Annotated in this window: 15 protein-coding genes; 7 read left to right on the forward strand and 8 right to left on the reverse strand. The window is 70.1% G+C overall.

The window, feature by feature from the left end:
• Positions 1 to 64 precede the first annotated feature (64 nt).
• On the forward strand, positions 65 to 937 hold the full coding sequence (locus ACIBH4_RS27310; RefSeq protein WP_362501631.1) for a bile acid:sodium symporter: 873 nt from the start codon (positions 65 to 67) through the stop codon (positions 935 to 937).
• A 120-nt stretch (positions 938 to 1057) separates the two neighbouring features.
• Here ACIBH4_RS27310 and ACIBH4_RS27315 read toward each other — a convergent pair whose 3' ends face one another.
• Together ACIBH4_RS27315 and ACIBH4_RS27320 are read right to left on the reverse strand one after the other, a co-directional pair.
• Positions 1058 to 1228, reverse strand: coding sequence for a hypothetical protein (locus tag ACIBH4_RS27315; RefSeq protein ID WP_362501633.1), 171 nt, complete (start codon positions 1226 to 1228; stop codon positions 1058 to 1060).
• 182 nt (positions 1229 to 1410) lie between these two features.
• Positions 1411 to 1662, reverse strand: coding sequence for a hypothetical protein (locus tag ACIBH4_RS27320; protein ID WP_362768199.1), 252 nt, complete (start codon positions 1660 to 1662; stop codon positions 1411 to 1413).
• On the opposite strand from ACIBH4_RS27320, the gene ACIBH4_RS27325 reads away from it, so the two are divergent.
• The 4 genes from ACIBH4_RS27325 (at position 1661) to ACIBH4_RS27340 (ending at position 5824) form a co-directional block, all read left to right on the forward strand.
• Complete coding sequence (locus ACIBH4_RS27325) at positions 1661 to 2545, forward strand: NAD(P)-binding domain-containing protein (protein ID WP_362501635.1); 885 nt, start codon at positions 1661 to 1663, stop codon at positions 2543 to 2545. The genes ACIBH4_RS27320 and ACIBH4_RS27325 overlap by 2 nt on opposite strands.
• Before the next feature lie 428 nt (positions 2546 to 2973).
• A complete protein-coding gene (locus tag ACIBH4_RS27330) occupies positions 2974 to 3774 on the forward strand; it encodes an alpha/beta fold hydrolase (RefSeq protein WP_362501637.1) in 801 nt (266 codons plus the stop codon).
• A gap of 241 nt (positions 3775 to 4015) precedes the next feature.
• Positions 4016 to 4690 (forward strand): restriction endonuclease, encoded by a 675-nt coding sequence (locus ACIBH4_RS27335; RefSeq protein WP_362768196.1) that lies wholly within the window; start codon positions 4016 to 4018, stop codon positions 4688 to 4690.
• 63 nt (positions 4691 to 4753) lie between these two features.
• On the forward strand, positions 4754 to 5824 hold the full coding sequence (locus ACIBH4_RS27340) for a pyridoxal-phosphate dependent enzyme (protein ID WP_362501641.1): 1071 nt from the start codon (positions 4754 to 4756) through the stop codon (positions 5822 to 5824).
• 139 nt (positions 5825 to 5963) lie between these two features.
• Here the strand turns inward: ACIBH4_RS27340 and ACIBH4_RS27345 are convergent, their stop codons facing one another.
• On the reverse strand, positions 5964 to 8480 hold the full coding sequence (locus ACIBH4_RS27345; RefSeq protein ID WP_362768193.1) for a PEP/pyruvate-binding domain-containing protein: 2517 nt from the start codon (positions 8478 to 8480) through the stop codon (positions 5964 to 5966).
• Positions 8477 to 9304, reverse strand: coding sequence for a TetR/AcrR family transcriptional regulator (locus ACIBH4_RS27350; RefSeq protein ID WP_399173066.1), 828 nt, complete (start codon positions 9302 to 9304; stop codon positions 8477 to 8479). Before ACIBH4_RS27350 ends, ACIBH4_RS27345 begins: the two co-directional genes overlap by 4 nt.
• 356 nt (positions 9305 to 9660) lie before the next feature.
• Between ACIBH4_RS27350 and ACIBH4_RS27355 the strand changes: the two genes are divergently transcribed.
• Positions 9661 to 10095, forward strand: a complete 435-nt coding sequence (locus tag ACIBH4_RS27355) for a GNAT family N-acetyltransferase (protein ID WP_362501647.1) — start codon at positions 9661 to 9663, stop codon at positions 10093 to 10095.
• Positions 10096 to 10158: 63 nt separating this feature from the next.
• Here the strand turns inward: ACIBH4_RS27355 and ACIBH4_RS27360 are convergent, their stop codons facing one another.
• From ACIBH4_RS27360 to ACIBH4_RS27375, 4 genes are all read right to left on the reverse strand, one after another.
• Entirely contained in the window at positions 10159 to 10452 is a 294-nt protein-coding gene (locus ACIBH4_RS27360) for a MerR family transcriptional regulator (protein ID WP_362502229.1), read from the reverse strand.
• Between the two features lie 957 nt (positions 10453 to 11409).
• Positions 11410 to 12270 (reverse strand): alpha/beta hydrolase, encoded by an 861-nt coding sequence (locus ACIBH4_RS27365; protein WP_362768188.1) that lies wholly within the window; start codon positions 12268 to 12270, stop codon positions 11410 to 11412.
• A 123-nt stretch (positions 12271 to 12393) separates the two neighbouring features.
• The gene (locus tag ACIBH4_RS27370) at positions 12394 to 12681 is read right to left on the reverse strand and encodes a hypothetical protein (RefSeq protein WP_362501651.1); all 288 of its coding nucleotides are present in this window, start codon (positions 12679 to 12681) and stop codon (positions 12394 to 12396) included.
• Positions 12682 to 12690: 9 nt separating this feature from the next.
• The gene (locus ACIBH4_RS27375) at positions 12691 to 13626 is read right to left on the reverse strand and encodes an AraC family transcriptional regulator (protein ID WP_362501653.1); all 936 of its coding nucleotides are present in this window, start codon (positions 13624 to 13626) and stop codon (positions 12691 to 12693) included.
• A 100-nt stretch (positions 13627 to 13726) separates the two neighbouring features.
• Here ACIBH4_RS27375 and ACIBH4_RS27380 point away from each other — a divergent pair, with 100 nt between their 5' ends.
• Positions 13727 to 14632: an NADP-dependent oxidoreductase gene (locus ACIBH4_RS27380; RefSeq protein WP_362768244.1), complete on the forward strand. Its 906-nt coding sequence runs from the start codon at positions 13727 to 13729 to the stop codon at positions 14630 to 14632.
• The last annotated feature ends 29 nt before the right edge of the window (positions 14633 to 14661 follow it).

A 14661-nucleotide genomic window follows, 5' to 3' on the forward strand; every position in this document is an offset into this window, starting at 1 on the left:
CCGAACAGACGGACGGCACCGCTTCGGGCAGGTCATCCGCAAAAGCCATCGAGGCGGGAGCATCATGGACACGTTGCATCTGCTGCTCACCGCGATCACCGTGATCTTCATCGCGGCCACTATGTTCGCCGCAGGCCTGGGAACCACTCTGCCGGCGCTACGCGCGATCCTGACCGCCCCGCTGCTGCTGGTACTCGCACTGACGGCCAACCTGATCGCCGTCCCGTTGCTGGGCTGGGGTGTCGCCACCCTGTTCAGCCTGCCCACGGCGGCTTTCGTCGCGACGGTACTGATCGCCTCCTCCCCGGGCGGGCCGTTCGGGGCGAAGCTGGGCATGATTCAAAAGGGAGACGTGGTCGCGGGCGCGGCGATGCAGGTGCTGCTGGCCGCCGTCGGCAGCCTCACCTTCGGTCCGACGGTCAACGCCGTCCTCACTGCGGCGAACGTCGGCGGGGGCGTCTCCCTGGACGTCGCCGCCCTGGTGCGGACCGTGGCCGTCCTGCAGCTCATCCCGTTCGCTGTCGGGCTGATCACGCGCCACTACACGCCGGCCATGGCGCGCTCGTGGCATCCGGCCGCGGTGGCGGTGTCGAACGTGTCGTTCCTGATCGTGCTGGCGGGCATGCTGCTGGGCAACTGGCGAGACATCGCCGCGCTGACCGGTTCACGCACCCTGCTGGCGGGATTCGTCCTGGCCGTCACGGCCTTCGCCACGGGCGCGCTGCTGGCCACCGGCACGCCGCAGCGCCGCAGCACCATGGGAGGCGTCACAGCGGTACGCAACGTCGGTCCGGCCCTGGCCGCCGTCGGTCTCGCCTTCGACGATTCACCGGCCGTGCTGGGGGCACTGGCCGCGTTTTTGCTCAGTGGCCTGGCCGTCTCCCTGCCGATCGCCGCGGTACTCGGCCGCCACCGGGCCGGCGACGTCGGCGGGTGAATCCTGCGTCATGCGTCGGCCATTCGAGACTCTGGCTCCTGATAACGGCGGTTATCGCAGGTCAGAACGTCAGATTCGCAGGTGGGCGTCGACCAAAGAGCAACTACAGAAAGTTACTTGTCACTTGGCCGCGGACGAGGAGGGGCCTGGCTGCGAGAAGGAGGTGCCTCCGGAAGCGAGAAGGTCGAGCAGGCGCCAGACGGCCGCGAAGGGGCGACCGTGTTCGAGGCGGCGGCGGGACCGGGTGATCTGGCCGGACGGGGCGCATGACACCTGCCGGTCATGGGTCACCGACCTCCCAGATGAGCATAAATTCTCATCTGGGAGGAATGTCGATATTTGTTGATTCTCTGTTTTGAAACATATGATTTGCGTGGCCAGAATGCCCGTGGACCCTGAAAATAGGGGGCCGAGAGGGGGTGGTTTTTGATGTCCTTTGCTGGAGGATGGTTTTATGGTGAAAGGGTGGGATGTCAAGGTTGATATCCGTGGAAATGTTGACCTTGCATGGTGGGAACCAGATATTCGAGGTCATCGACTGTTCCGGCGTCCGCTGCTAATGTTTCGCTCGGCCGACGAATTTGTGTGACCGGTGATTTGCGACTAATGGCGTAATTCGCTTTACGTCCGGCACCGCGCGGCGGTTCGACACCTTCGCCGAGTGGGCGGACATCGTCGAGGTCGGTGGGGTCGGCATGACCTTCACCAGGATGGAGTGGCGCCATGACGGATGTGACGGTCGTCGGGACCGGAGTGACCGGCTCCGCGATCGTACGGGCCTGCGTCGACTCCGGCCTGGTGGTCTCGGTCTGGAACCGCACGCCGGAACGCTCGGCGAGACTCGCGGGAAGGGACGTCCATCTTCACGCGACGGCGGCCGAGGCGATCGAGACCTCCCCGATCGTGCTGCTGTGCCTTCTCAACTACGAGATCACCCACGCGGTCCTCGACGATGCCGGGGCCGACCTCTCCGGCAGGCTCGTCGTCCAGAGCGCCGCAGGCGTCCCCGACGACGTCGCCCCCCTGCGCGAGCGGGTGGAGGCCGCCGGAGGCAGATATCTGGAGGCCGCGATCCTCAACTACCCGGACGCCATCGGCACCGAAGACTGCTTCACCGTCTACAGCGGGGCGGCCGAGGACTTCAAGGAGCTGGCGGGGGTGACCGAGGCGCTGTCCGGCAAGCAGGTGCGCCTGGGCGCCGACCCCGCCTACGCCAAGGCCTACCACGTCGTCTCCAGCGCCTTCCACTACGCGTTCGTCAGCGGCTTCCTCGAATGCTCGGCCATCGCGGAGAGCATCGGCGTCCCCCTCCACGAATTCGCGGAGTCCGTGCCGCTCTACGACCCCGCCTTCCGGAACACGATCTGCGTCGGACTCGGCCTCATCGCGCGCCGCGACTACACCTTCGAGCAGGCTCCGCTCACCTCGCACCTGGACGTCCTCAACAACCTGGCGGGCATCGCGGAACGGGCGGGGATCGACCGGTCCTACCTCGGCGTGATGCGCGAGCGCGTGCTGAGGGCGATGGAGCAGGGCTACCGGCGCGAGCACGTGGCGGTGCTGACCGAACAGTTCCGCAGCCGCCGAGCGGCCGTCCATAACCGCTAAGGGGAAGCATGCACGGGTTCGAACCGGTTGACGGCAGGGCGAGACGCGGTTTCCCGAGGCCGGGCACTCCCGGTCCCGGCCTTCCCGACCCGGCCGTCCCCGGTCCTGGAATCCCCGGTCCCGGAGGTCCTGGTCCTGGAGGTCCCGGCCCCGGAATCCCCGGTCCCGGCCCGGGACTTCCCGGCCCCGGTCCAGGGGGCCCGGATCCCGGTCCTCGAAGGCCAGGTCTCCCAGGTCCGGGAGTGCCCGATCCCAGCGCTCCTGATCTCGATATTCCAGGTTCCGGAGTCTCGGGTTCCGTTGCCCTCGGGCCCGATCTCGATGTCCCTGGTTCTGGGACGTCGAGATCCGATGTCCCCGGCCCCGATCTCGACGTCCCTGGTTCGGATGCCCCCGAACTAGGCGCCCCTGAGTGGGAAGTTCCCGAAATGACGCACTCGGTGGACTCCCGCCTGTGGTTGCGCAGGCAGTGCCCGCTCGCCGAGCCTCGCCTGCGCCTCGTCTGTTTTCCCCACGCCGGAGGTGCCCCGACCTCCTACCAGGGGTGGCAGGACCGGCTGCCCGCCGACATCGAGCTCTCCGCCGTGTGTTACCCCGGCAGGCAGAACCGCGCCAACGAGCGGCCGATCGACCACATGGAACCTCTCGCCGACCAGGTATGCCGGGCACTGCTCCCTCTCTCGGACCGGCCGCTCGCCCTGTTCGGGCACGGTATGGGCGCCGTGGTCGCGTACGAGGTCGCGGTCAGGCTCGCCGGACAGTACCGGATCTCCCCGGTGGCGCTGCTGGTGTCGGCGCACGCGGCGCCGCACCTGTGCGCGGACGACGCGCGAAGGATCCCCGTGGGTGACCGTCAGCTCACCGAGTGGGCCGCCGCCGCGGACCCGACGCTCCTGCGCTTTCCGGAGCTGATGGACCTGGCGATGATCGCGCTGCGGGCCGACCACGACCTCCTGCACGCCTACCGGCCCGCGTCCACCCCGCCGGTCACCGTTCCGATCACCGGCTACCTGGGGACGGGCGACCCGTGCGTGAGCCACGGGGAGATGCGCGCCTGGAGCCGCGTCGCGGCGTCCGGATTCGAGCTGCGTACCCTTCCAGGGGATCACCTCCGTCCGGGGGACGAGGAGGCGGCACTCGTCACCGACATCGCGGAGCGCCTCGCCGCTGTCGGGGGCGTGAGCGGGACACTCCACGAGGACGCGCCCGCTCCTACCCGGCACCCGTGAGGTTCCCGGACACTTCACGCCCTTCCAGACCCCGAGTCCGAACGGGAGGGATACGCGGCATCGCCACGGGTGGGGCGCATCCGGCACGGCCGACGTGATTCCACGCCCACCGGCTACCCCGAAGCACGTTCCCCCTGAGGCATGCCGCCTCAGGCACGTCACCCTGAAAAATGTCGGTGCCCGTTGTCAGAGTCGGCAGGGTCAGCGGCAACGTTCCAACCTCGTCCCCCGGAGGTGCGCGATGGCACGGCGACGGACACCCGCCAAGACGGTGCGACGGCGGGCACCCGGCGGGCGAAGATCGCGCCGAGGCAAGGACGACGGAGGCCCGTTCCTGTGGGTGGTCGCGGCCATCGCCCTCGTCGTGGTCGGGATGTGGCTCGTCGACGTCGTCATCGCCAACTGGCCGCTGGTGATCGGCGGTACGATCGCGCTGATCGCGGCTCTGGCCGGGGCACTCCTGCTGCGTCATCGGGTGATCGAGGCCCGGGAGCGGGAATGGCTGGAGGTCAACGCGCGCCTCGAAAGCGTCGACCGCATGACCGGCGACCGGTTCGAGGCCCTCGTCGAGGCTCTGTTGCGGCGAGAGGGTTTTCGCGGGGTGCGCAGGATCGGCGGCAGCGGTGACGGCGGCGTCGACGTCGTCGCGACCGCGCCCGGCGGCGACCGCTTCGTCATCCAGTGCAAGCGCTGGGGCACCTCGGTCGGCTCACCCCAGATCCGCGACCTCCTCGGCGCGCTCCACGCCTACCCCGGTCACCGCGGCGTGCTCGTCACCTCCGCGACGTTCACGGCTCCCGCCAGGGAGTACGCGGCGGGCACCGACCTGACACTGATCGACCGCGCGCTGCTCGCCGCCTGGTTCACCGGGTCCTTCACCCTCGCCCCGCCGGAGCGCCGCGCATTCGGCCGCTGACCCGGCCGATCCCCGCGGATCTTCGGTCACCGTCAGACGGGTGAATCGCACTAGATTGCCGTCATGAGTGGTGGTACGTGGGCGGTGGAGGCGATCGCGAAGCTGGACGGCGAGAGGGAGCGGACCCCTCCCACACCGCTGCACCGGTTCCCGCTGCCCGCCGGATGGGAGGTGCGGTTGTGGCTGAAGGACGAGTCCGCGCAGCCGACGGGCAATCTCAAGCACCGGCTGGCGCGGGCACTCTTCGCGCGGGCGATCACCGCGGGCCTGATCGTGGAGGGCACCACCGTGGTGGAGGCCACCGGGGGCGCGATGGCCGTCGCGCAGGCGTACTTCGCCCGGCTGCTCGGCCTGCCGTATGTCGCCGTCATGCCGAAGAGGTCGTCCGGGGAGGGGGTCGAACGGCTGGGCGGGAGATGCCTGCACGTCGATCCGCCCCTCGCGATCTACGCGGAGGCCGCGAAGCTGGCCGAGCGGGTGGACGGCCACTACCTGGACCACTACACCTCGGCGGCGGACGTCGACTGGCGCGGAGGGAGCCTGGCCGAAGAGCTGTTCGGGCAGGTGGAGGAGTGCCCGCGCTGGGTCGTGGTCGGCGCCGGCACCGGCGCCACGTCCGCGGCCGTCGGCCGCCACCTGCGCACCCATGACCTGCCGGGACGGCTGGCCGTGGTCGATCCCGAGAACTCCGCCTACTTCCCCGGCTGGGCGAGCGGCGCCGCCGACTACGGCACGGGCATGCCCTCCCGGATCGAGGGGATCGGCCGGCCGCGCCTGGAGCCGGGGTTCGTCCCCGACCTCGTCGACCTGGTCATTCCCGTACCGGACGCCGCGAGTGTGGCCGCGGCCCGCCGCGTTCGCAGGGACATCGGATCCCCGGTCGGTGCCGCCACCGGAACGAACCTGTGGGGCGCGCTGGAGATGGTCACGCGTATGCGCGCCCAGGGTGTCGGAGGTGACGTGGTGACCGTGCTCGGCGACGCCGATCCGCGCCACCTGCGGACCTGCCACGACGACACCTGGGCCGCGGGCAGAGGGCTGGACTGGCGGCCGTACGCGGAGAGGCTGGAACGCCTGCTCGACCACGGCGGCCCCTGGCGGCCGGATCCCGCGCCGGAGCCGGCCCCGAAGTGATCAGGCCGGGCGGTGCTGAGAGGTCAAGTCAGGGGTGCTGAGAGGCCAAGTCGGGCGGCGCTAAGGTCGACAGGCCGGGGCGCCGAAGTGGTCAAGCCGGGCGGTGCTGAGGGGGCAGGGGGGTTCGGTTTCCGGGGGATCACCGCTCCAGGAGTTCGACGGTGCCGCGCTCGCCGTCGACCCTGATCCGGTCGCCGTCGCGCAGGCGCATGGTCGCGTTGCCGGTGCCGACCACGGCCGGGATGCCGAGCTCACGGGCGACGATCGAGGCGTGTGACAACGGAGCGCCCATGTCGGTCACCACGGCGGCGGCGCGGGGGAACATCGGGGTCCAGCCGATGTTGGTCAGCGTCGTCACGAGGATCTCGCCGGGTGCGAGCCTGTCACCGTCCTCGGGGCCGGCGATGACGCGGGCCACGCCCTCGACGACGCCCGGCGCCCCGGGAAAGCCGGTCACGGTGTCGCTCACCGGGGCGCCGCCGCCCCTGGCGTCGAAGATGTCGCCGCGCCGGTCGGGATCGGCGGCCCAGCGTTCCGGATCGAAACGGCCGATGATCAGCGTGGGGTAGGCGGGCAGGGCCGCGTACCGTTCGTACGTCGCCCGCCGGACCGCCACCTTCGCGGTCGGAGTGTCGTCGCCGCGCAGGACGGCGAGGATCTCCTGGATCGACAGGAAGAACAGGTCGTCACCGCGGCCGGTGAGCTCACCGGCCCGCAGGACGAAGGTACGCAACGCCCAGAAGGCGCGGATCACCTCCGAGCGGGCCGATTCCCGGTCACGGACGATCGCGTTCCACCGCGCCACCCGCAGGCGCGTTTTCGCGACCTCGCGGGGGTGGCGCTCCCCGAAGCGCCTCCAGGCCGCCTCACGCGCCTCCCGCTGGTGGTCGAGCAGCGTACCGGCGTGCCCGTTGCTCTCGGAGATGGCCGCGAGCTGCGCGTCGATCCATCGCGGATCCTCGCCGGGCCGGGGGATGGAGACCTCGAACTCGTGCGCGCCACGGTGCCCGTAGAGGCGGGCGAAGGTCTCCCTGTCGATCTCCCGCGCGGCCAGCCTCTCCAGGCCGACGATCGTCCCGAGGCTGGCGAGCTCCCCGTCGGCGTTGGCGCCGGTGAGCATGGCCTCGGCGTCGATCTCACCCACCAGCGTGCGCAGCCTGTCGCGGGTCATGACCAGGGCGGCGCCGCCCTGCCGTCCGGAGGCCTCCAGGATCTGGCAGGCCTCGACGAAGTACGGAAGCAGTTCCCCCTCCCACAGCCCGGCCAGCTCGCCGGTTGTCGCGGTGGCGGCGATCCGCTCGCGCAGCGCCTCGCAGCGCTGTCGCGCCGTGGCGAGGAAACCTGGCATCTTCCTGGTGTTGACCGCGACCCGCCTGCGCAGGGTGAAGGCGAGCGGCAGCACGCCTCTGATGATCCGCAGGCGCGAGGCGGGCAGCAACGGTACGTCCAGGTCGCGCGGGAGCCTGCCGAAGACCTGCTCGATCGCGCCGAGCCTTCTCCGCATGCCCAGGGCTTGCGCCACCGAGAACGCGACGCTCAGGTTCATGTAGAAGCGTCCGCCGATGTTGCCGACCAGGCCGAAGCCGGGCACCTTCGACGTCGACATCGCCTCCCCTATGAAGATCTGGACGAGTGACCAGGTGCACGGCGTCATCACGTCGGGGATGGCTTCGCCGAGGTTGGCGCCGGTCCACAGGTAGTCGCCGGTCAGGCTGTCGTTCCACTCCTCGACGGGCTGCCTGAGCCGGGTGATCGGGCGGGCCTGCACGACGAGGAACACCCCCTCGCGCCTGACCCACTCCACGTCCATGGGCGTCCCGTACAACTCCTCGATCCGCGTCGCGAGCCGCGCGAGCCGGGTGACCTCGGCGGGGGTGAGCACGGGCCGGTGGCGCAGGTTCTCGGGTACGGCCTCCTCACGGGTGCCGCCGGGGGTGCGGACCGTCATCACGGTCTTGTCGCCGACGCGCTCTTCGACGATCTCGCCGCCGTCCTTGGAGACGACGACGGTGTCGGGTGTCACCTGCCCCCCGACGACGGCCTCGCCCAGTCCCCACGAGGCGTTGATCACGACCTGGTCCCGCGCGCCGGTGACCGGGTTCGCGGTGAACAGGATGCCCGCCGCGTCGGCGGCCACCAGTTCCTGGACCACCACCGCCAGCGCCACGTCGTCCTGGGGTACGCCGTTCGAGGCCCGGTAGGCGATGGCGCGCGCCGTCCACAGCGAGGCCCAGCAGCGTCGGACCGCGTCCAGCAGGCCGTCACCCCGGATGTTGAGGTAGGTGTCCTGCTGTCCGGCGAACGACATGTCGGGCAGGTCCTCAGCGGTGGCCGACGAGCGTACGGCGACCGGCACGTCCTCGCCGAGCCTCGCGTAGGCCGCGCGGATCTCGGCGGCGGTCTCCGCCGGGATCTCCCGCTCGGAGAACAAGGCCGCGATCCGCCGCGACGCCTGTTCGGCGGACATGCCCGAGACGGCCTCCATGATCTGGTCGTTCAGTCCGCCGCGGGAGACGAAGTCGCGGTAGGCGTCCGTGGTGACGTGGAAGCCGTCGGGGACCGGGAGGCCCGCGCGGGCCATCCGGGCCAGCGAGGCTCCCTTGCCGCCCGCCAGTGCGAGATCGGCCGCTTCGCCGTCAAGGGGGAGGGTCTTCACCGCGCGTTCTCCTTGTTCTCCTCGTGCTCCTCGAACCGGTCGGTCTCCTCGAAGCCGAGGGAGACGCGAAGTTTCCGCTGCGCGGCCTCCAGGGCGGCGTCGACGTACTCCAGGGTGGCCCGTGTCACCGCTCGGGTGACGGCGGCGGAGGCGGGATCGGTGCCGGTGCCGGAGACGGTGGCGGAGACGGTGGCGGGGCCGGTGGCCTCCATCGCGTTGCCGCCGGCATCGGCGACCAGCTCCGCCAGCCGCTCGTCGGACGGCCTGTACCCGGCGGGCATCATCGGCGAGACGGTCAGGAATCCGTACAGGACGGAGACGAACGTGGTCACGTGTTCGGCGGGCGACAGGTCGCTCCGCAGCGCGCCGTGTTTCAGCAGCGTGCCGAGGTAGGTCTGAAAACCGCCGCCCAGTTCCGCCTCGGCTGTGCCGTCCCACTTCTGGCGGGTGAGCCTGCCCAGCACCTCCGAGTCGCCCAGGATGCTCGCGCGCATCAGGGGCCTGCCGAGGAGTTCCAGGGCGAGCAGCCTGAGCAGGTCGCGGAGGGTGGCCGGGCCGTCTCCGACGCGCCGTCGCACCTCGGTGATCATCTCGACCCGCTCGCGGCGCAGCAGCGCGACGAACAACTCCTCGCGCGTCTTCCAGTGCAGGTAGATCGTGCCCTTGGCGACCGCGGCCCGTCGGGCGATGTCCTCGACGGTGGTCTTGTCGTACCCCCAGCGCAGGACGAGGTCGGCGGTGGCGTCCAGGATGCGGTGCGCCCGCGCGAGCCGCTGGGAGGCGTCCTGCGGAGGTCGCCCCACCCTTCTGGTCTCCGGTTTCATAGCCCCCGTCATTTCGGGAAAGTTTGACCGTATATCCGTATATGGTCATTTAATTGATACCACGCCGCCAGGTGGGGGAGGAAGTGCGGTGGGATCTCGGTGGGGACGGGGCCGAGTAGGGAGGAAAGCGCGGTGGCAGGTTGTCGGGCGAGGAGTGAGAAGCGGTGGCCGGTTGTCGGGAAGCGACACCCGGTCGACGTTCGGAACGGTTCCCCCGTGCTGTCGGGAAGGTATACCTGATCGACGTTCGGGACGGTTCCCCGGGTTGTCGGGAAGCGACAGCCGGTCAACGTTCGGGACGGTCCTCACGGGGGATACGGAGTCTGAACTCCCGACCCTCGCCTGAAGGACATCGCATGCTCAGGATCGGCAAGCTCACCCCCGCTGACCGTCCCCGCTGGGAAACCCTCTTCCGTGGCTACAACGACTTCTACGAGCGCACGCTCCCGCCCCAGCTGTACGACCGTGCCTGGGACGAGTTCCGGGAGGACGTTCGTATGCACGCCCTCGGCGCGAAGCTCGACGACGAGCTGGTCGGCATCGCGCACTTCCTCATCCACTCGAGCACCACGGCGCTGGACGTGTGCTACCTCCAGGACCTGTTCACCGCGCCGCAGGCCAGGGGCAAGGGGGCGGGGCGGGCGCTGATCGGTGCGGTGACCGAGTGGGCGAGCGCCCGCGACTGCAGCCGGGTCTACTGGTCGACCAAGGAGACCAACACCGAGGCCCGGCGGCTCTACGAAAAGGTCGCCGTGAACAGGGGTTTCATCCTCTACCAGATCGACCTCTAGCCGGAGGCGGGGCGACCGAGAGTCGCCCCATGGCTCGTCTTGCCGTGCCGCGGATCGCCGGCCTTATGCCGAGCGGCGGTCCGCGCTGTCGGGCTGTTGCCGGTCACGGGCCTGCCGGAGTTCGGTGTTGATGCGCAGGGCCTCGGCGAGTTGGTCTTCCAGGATGATGATGCGGCAGGCGGCCTCCAGGGCGGTGCCCTGGTCGACCAGTTCGCGGGCGCGGCCGGCCAGGCGGAGCTGGTAGCGGGAGTAGCGGCGGTGGCCGCCCTCGGAGCGCTGCGGCTCGATCAGTCTGGCGGTGCCCAGGCTGCGCAGGAACGCCGGGGTGACGCCGAGCATCTCGGCGGCCCGGCCCATGCTGTAGGCGGGGTAGTCCTCGTCGTCGAACCGGTGAGCGGAGACCTCGCCCGGTGTGGCGGGGAGCTCGTCGGCTCTGCCCGCGGTGTCGGCCTTACCGGCCGTTTCAGCCTTATCGGCGGTGTCGCGAAGTCTGGGCTCCGCGCGTACGGCCGACGCCATCGGTGTTTGATCCATACAACCTTCCTGTAACGCCAACAGGGGTCCCGGCGCCATGATGCGCCGGGACCCACGAGGTTCAACACCATCTATCGGCCCTGGGGCCAACCTGTTTCTTCCGCATTGGCCGCCCGCAGGGGGCGGGGATGCGGGGATCGCGTATGCGTGACCGTAGACCACCTTCCAATCTGTGGGACTGCGGTACCCGTGCGGCAAACATCAACCGGCAACGGGCGATCCTGATGGCGTTCAACACTCCTTTCGCTATCTGTCCTCTTCGAGCTCATGCATCACTTGTCGCAGCTGCGCGTCCACGGCCGGAACCCTTCATCTACCGCCGGTCCCAGCACGTCCGACGTTGGTACTCGTTTCACTGCGGCGGCTGCGCGTCCACGGCCGGGACCCTTTCAACTGCTCGGTCCTGGCACGTCCGACGTTGGTACTCGTTTCACTGCGGTGGCAGCGCGTCCACGGCCGGGACCCTTTCAACTGCTCGGTCCTGGCACGTCCGACCTTCTCTGCCCGTCTTTCTTCGTCGTCCTGCGATGTCCACGCTCGTCCGGGCAGTTCGTCGTGATGCCTACGTCCTGCTCTGCCCTCGTGGAACCGTTCCTTGCGATGTCAGGAACTCTATCCTCACTCGACGCGGATGTCTACCTCGGTCACTACAGATTTTCGATTCCATCAAAGCGAGGATTCGAGCGTGCGCGTCGAGAGCAGGGCGAACCTCCGGGCCCTGACGGCGATGACCCCTCGACCCCGCACCGGGCGGTCACGCAGGAAACCGGTCCCTCGAGGTCAGCCGTGGAAGAAGTCGCCGAGGGCGGCGGCGAGAGCGTCCGGGGCCTCTTCCGCCATGTGGTGGCCGGAGTCGATCCCATGGCCGCGTACGTCGCCGGCCCAGTCCCGCCAGATTTCCAGCGGATCGCCGTACAGGTCTTCGAGGTCGTCGCGCAGCGACCACAGGGCCAGGGCGGGACACCGCAGCCGCACGCCGGCGGCCCGGTCGGCCTCCTCGTCGCGCAGGTCGACGGTGAGACCGGCCCGGTAGTCCTCCAGCATGGCCCGCACCACGTCGGGATTCCGGGTGGCCTCACGGAACTCGTCGTAGTTCTCCCGGCCCATGCTCTCCGGATCGCCGTGGTACCAGCTGTCGGGGTCGGCGTTGATGACGCGTTCCGGAGTGCCCGGCTGCGCGAAGAAGAACCAGTGCCACCACTGCGTCGCGAACTTCACGGTGATACGGGACAGGTGCTCGCTGATGGGCAGGCAGTCCAGGAGCGCCACCCGGGACACCGCGTCCTGGTGATCCAGGGCGAGGCGGAACGCGACGGCACCCCCTCGGTCGTGTCCGGCGAGAGCGAACCGGTCGTGTCCCAGAGAACGCATCACCGCCACCATGTCGTTCGCGACGGCGCGCTTGGAGTGCCCGGAGTGGTCGGGGGTGGGGGCCGGACCGCGCGAGCGACCGTATCCCCTCAGATCGGGACAGACGACCGTGAAACCGCGCTCGACGAGTAGAGGCGCGACGCGGTGCCAGGTCGCCGAGGTCCGGGGGTGACCGTGCAGCAACAGCACCGGCGGGCCCTCCCCGCCGTAGCGGGTGAGAATGGACGCCTCCTCGACCTGGACCGATTTTTCCTCGAAGCCTTCGAACATCGCTCCAGTATTTCCGAGGGGGACGATCGCAACCGTCTCAGGCGATCGGACTGGGGGCGCCCCGTGCTCAGGGATGATCTCCGCTGGGCCGCCGTCGGCCTCCGGGGAGGCCGAGCGCGGAAATCAGCGGATGTCTCCCTCCCACGTCGGGGTGGACCCGCCGGCGGCGACGCCGAGGCGTGGTGCCTCGACGGTCTCGACCGCCGAGGCGCGCCCCCCGGCTTTCTGAGAGATCGGCCGCTCGGGCGCGAGCTGGGCGAGGGCGAGCAGCAGGAGTTCGCCGCTGGAACAGCCGAGGCGCTCGCCGCGCCCCAGCTCAACGACGCGTCGCATGACCTCGTCGGGGGTGAAGCCCATCGCGACGGCGACGCGTCGGGCGGCTTGCAGGAGTTCGTGGTCTCGGGGCACCATGACGTTGTTCTACCCACTGCGGCGGTATCTGCCGGGGGCGGTGCCGTACCGGCGTTTGAACGCGTTGGCGAAGGCGAACTCCGAGGTGTAGCCGACCCTGGTCGCGACGGAGTGCAGCGGGGCGTCGGATTCGCGCAGGAGTCGGGCGGCGATGGTCATCCGCCACCAGGTCAGGTAGGTCAGCGGCGGCCGGCCGAGCAAAGCGGTGAAGCGGCGGGCGAACGGCGCCCGGGACAGTCCCGCCTCGGCGGCGAGCGTCGCGACGGTCCACGGTCGCGCAGGGTCGCTGTGCATGGCCTGCAGCGCGGCGGTGGTGGCCGGGTCGTTGAGCGCCGCAGCCCAGCCCGTGCTCTCGGAGACCGGCCGCCGGTCGAGCCAGGCGCGCAGGATGTGCAGCAGCAGCGTGTCGAGCAACGCGGGCACGATGGCGTCCGTACCGAGGCGGGGGCCTTCCACCTCGCGCGCGAGCAGGTCGACGGTGGAGCGCAGTTCGGGGTGTCGCCCGAGGTGCGCGGGAAGGTGGATGAGTTCGGGAAGATCGTTCAGTAGCGGATGGGTGCGGGCCGGGTCGAGGTGATACCCGCCGCAGAGCGTCACGGCGGCCGGAGCGCCGGCGCCCTCGGGGGCGCCGACGGTGTCGGTGACGTAGCGCTGGAGGAACCGGGGGTCACCCGGGTCGCAGTCGGGCGCGACCGGCGAGGTCGACGGGCTGTCGGCCAGCGTGTGCCCGCGCCCGTGGGGCCGGAACACGACATCCCCGGCGACCAGTTGCACCGGGTCGCCGTCCGGCCCGATGAGCCAGCACGGTCCCTGAAGGATCACCTGCAGACCGATGGCCCCGGGTATCGGGGCGAACCGCTGCGCCCACGGGGCGTGCCAGGCCACCCGCGCCGAGCGCGGCTGTCCGGCCCGCATGACCGCGATCACGTCGCTGAGCACGTCCATACGGCGAGGATATCCCTGCGGAGACGATCGATTATGAATAAGGGATCGACAAGCATGGTTCGTCTCGCTGCCTGCCCGTAGCTTCGACCGCGTGAAAGCCATGCGAATCCACGAGTACGGTGACGCCTCCGTCATCCGCCACGACGACATCCCCAGGCCGGTGCCCGGCCCGGGGGAGGTGCTGATCGACGTCGCCGCGACCTCCTTCAATCCCTCCGACATCGGCCTGCGCCGAGGGCTCCTGCGTTCGGTCTTCTCGCTCGACCTGCCGTACACGCTCGGCGGGGACGTCGCCGGTACGGTCGTCGAGGTCGGTGACGGCGTGCGCACCCTCGCCGTCGGCGACCTGGTCGTCGGCCGGCTCGACGGCGGAGGCGCCGCGGCCGAGTACGTCACCGCCGCCGCGGACACCCTGGTCAAGCCGCCGGCCGGTGTCCCTCTCGCGCACGCCGCCGCCCTCCCCATCGCGGGGCTCACCGCGTGGCAGGCGGTGTTCGAGCACGCGGACATCACGTCCGGGCAGCGGGTGCTCGTCAACGGCGCGGGCGGCGGCGTCGGAGGGTTCGCGGTCCAGCTCGCCAAGCACACCGGGGCGTACGTCATCGCCACGGCCGGTCCACGCAGCGCCGAGGCGGTCCGCCGCCTCGGCGCGGACCAGATCGTCGACTACACGGCCACGCCCGTCGCCGAAGCGCTGGACGAACCGGTGGACGTGGCCCTCCACATCGTCGCGGTCGGCGCGAGGCCACTGGTGCCGCTGGTCCGGCCAGGCGGCCTCGTCGTGTCCATGACCGTTCCGCTCAGGCTCCCCGCGGACTCCCCGGTGACCGCGAAGCACTTCGTGGCCCGCAACGACACGAGCGACCTCGCCGCCCTGGTCAAGCTTGTCGACGCGGGCGTCGTCCGTCTCGACATCTCCGAGTCCCGCCCGCTCGCCGACCTGGCCGCGGTACACCGCGACGCCGAGTCCGGCCGTACCCGCGGCAAGATCATCCTCGTTCCCTGAGGAAACCCTCATGACCGTGATCACCGGGT

Origin of the sequence: Streptosporangium sp. NPDC050284 (assembly GCF_044459525.1) — a bacterium.
GTDB lineage: Bacteria > Actinomycetota > Actinomycetes > Streptosporangiales > Streptosporangiaceae > Streptosporangium.

Coding starts and splice junctions, on each gene's coding strand:
- ACIBH4_RS27310 (WP_362501631.1), top strand. CDS start 65: ATGGACACGTTGCATCTGCTGCTCACCGCGATCACCGTGATCTTCATC.
- ACIBH4_RS27325 (WP_362501635.1), top strand. CDS start 1,661: ATGACGGATGTGACGGTCGTCGGGACCGGAGTGACCGGCTCCGCGATC.
- ACIBH4_RS27320 (WP_362768199.1), bottom strand. CDS start 1,662: ATGGCGCCACTCCATCCTGGTGAAGGTCATGCCGACCCCACCGACCTC.
- ACIBH4_RS27330 (WP_362501637.1), top strand. CDS start 2,974: ATGACGCACTCGGTGGACTCCCGCCTGTGGTTGCGCAGGCAGTGCCCG.
- ACIBH4_RS27335 (WP_362768196.1), top strand. CDS start 4,016: ATGGCACGGCGACGGACACCCGCCAAGACGGTGCGACGGCGGGCACCC.
- ACIBH4_RS27340 (WP_362501641.1), top strand. CDS start 4,754: ATGAGTGGTGGTACGTGGGCGGTGGAGGCGATCGCGAAGCTGGACGGC.
- ACIBH4_RS27350 (WP_399173066.1), bottom strand. CDS start 9,304: ATGAAACCGGAGACCAGAAGGGTGGGGCGACCTCCGCAGGACGCCTCC.
- ACIBH4_RS27355 (WP_362501647.1), top strand. CDS start 9,661: ATGCTCAGGATCGGCAAGCTCACCCCCGCTGACCGTCCCCGCTGGGAA.
- ACIBH4_RS27360 (WP_362502229.1), bottom strand. CDS start 10,452: ATGGGCCGGGCCGCCGAGATGCTCGGCGTCACCCCGGCGTTCCTGCGC.
- ACIBH4_RS27365 (WP_362768188.1), bottom strand. CDS start 12,270: ATGTTCGAAGGCTTCGAGGAAAAATCGGTCCAGGTCGAGGAGGCGTCC.
- ACIBH4_RS27370 (WP_362501651.1), bottom strand. CDS start 12,681: ATGGTGCCCCGAGACCACGAACTCCTGCAAGCCGCCCGACGCGTCGCC.
- ACIBH4_RS27375 (WP_362501653.1), bottom strand. CDS start 13,626: ATGGACGTGCTCAGCGACGTGATCGCGGTCATGCGGGCCGGACAGCCG.
- ACIBH4_RS27380 (WP_362768244.1), top strand. CDS start 13,727: ATGCGAATCCACGAGTACGGTGACGCCTCCGTCATCCGCCACGACGAC.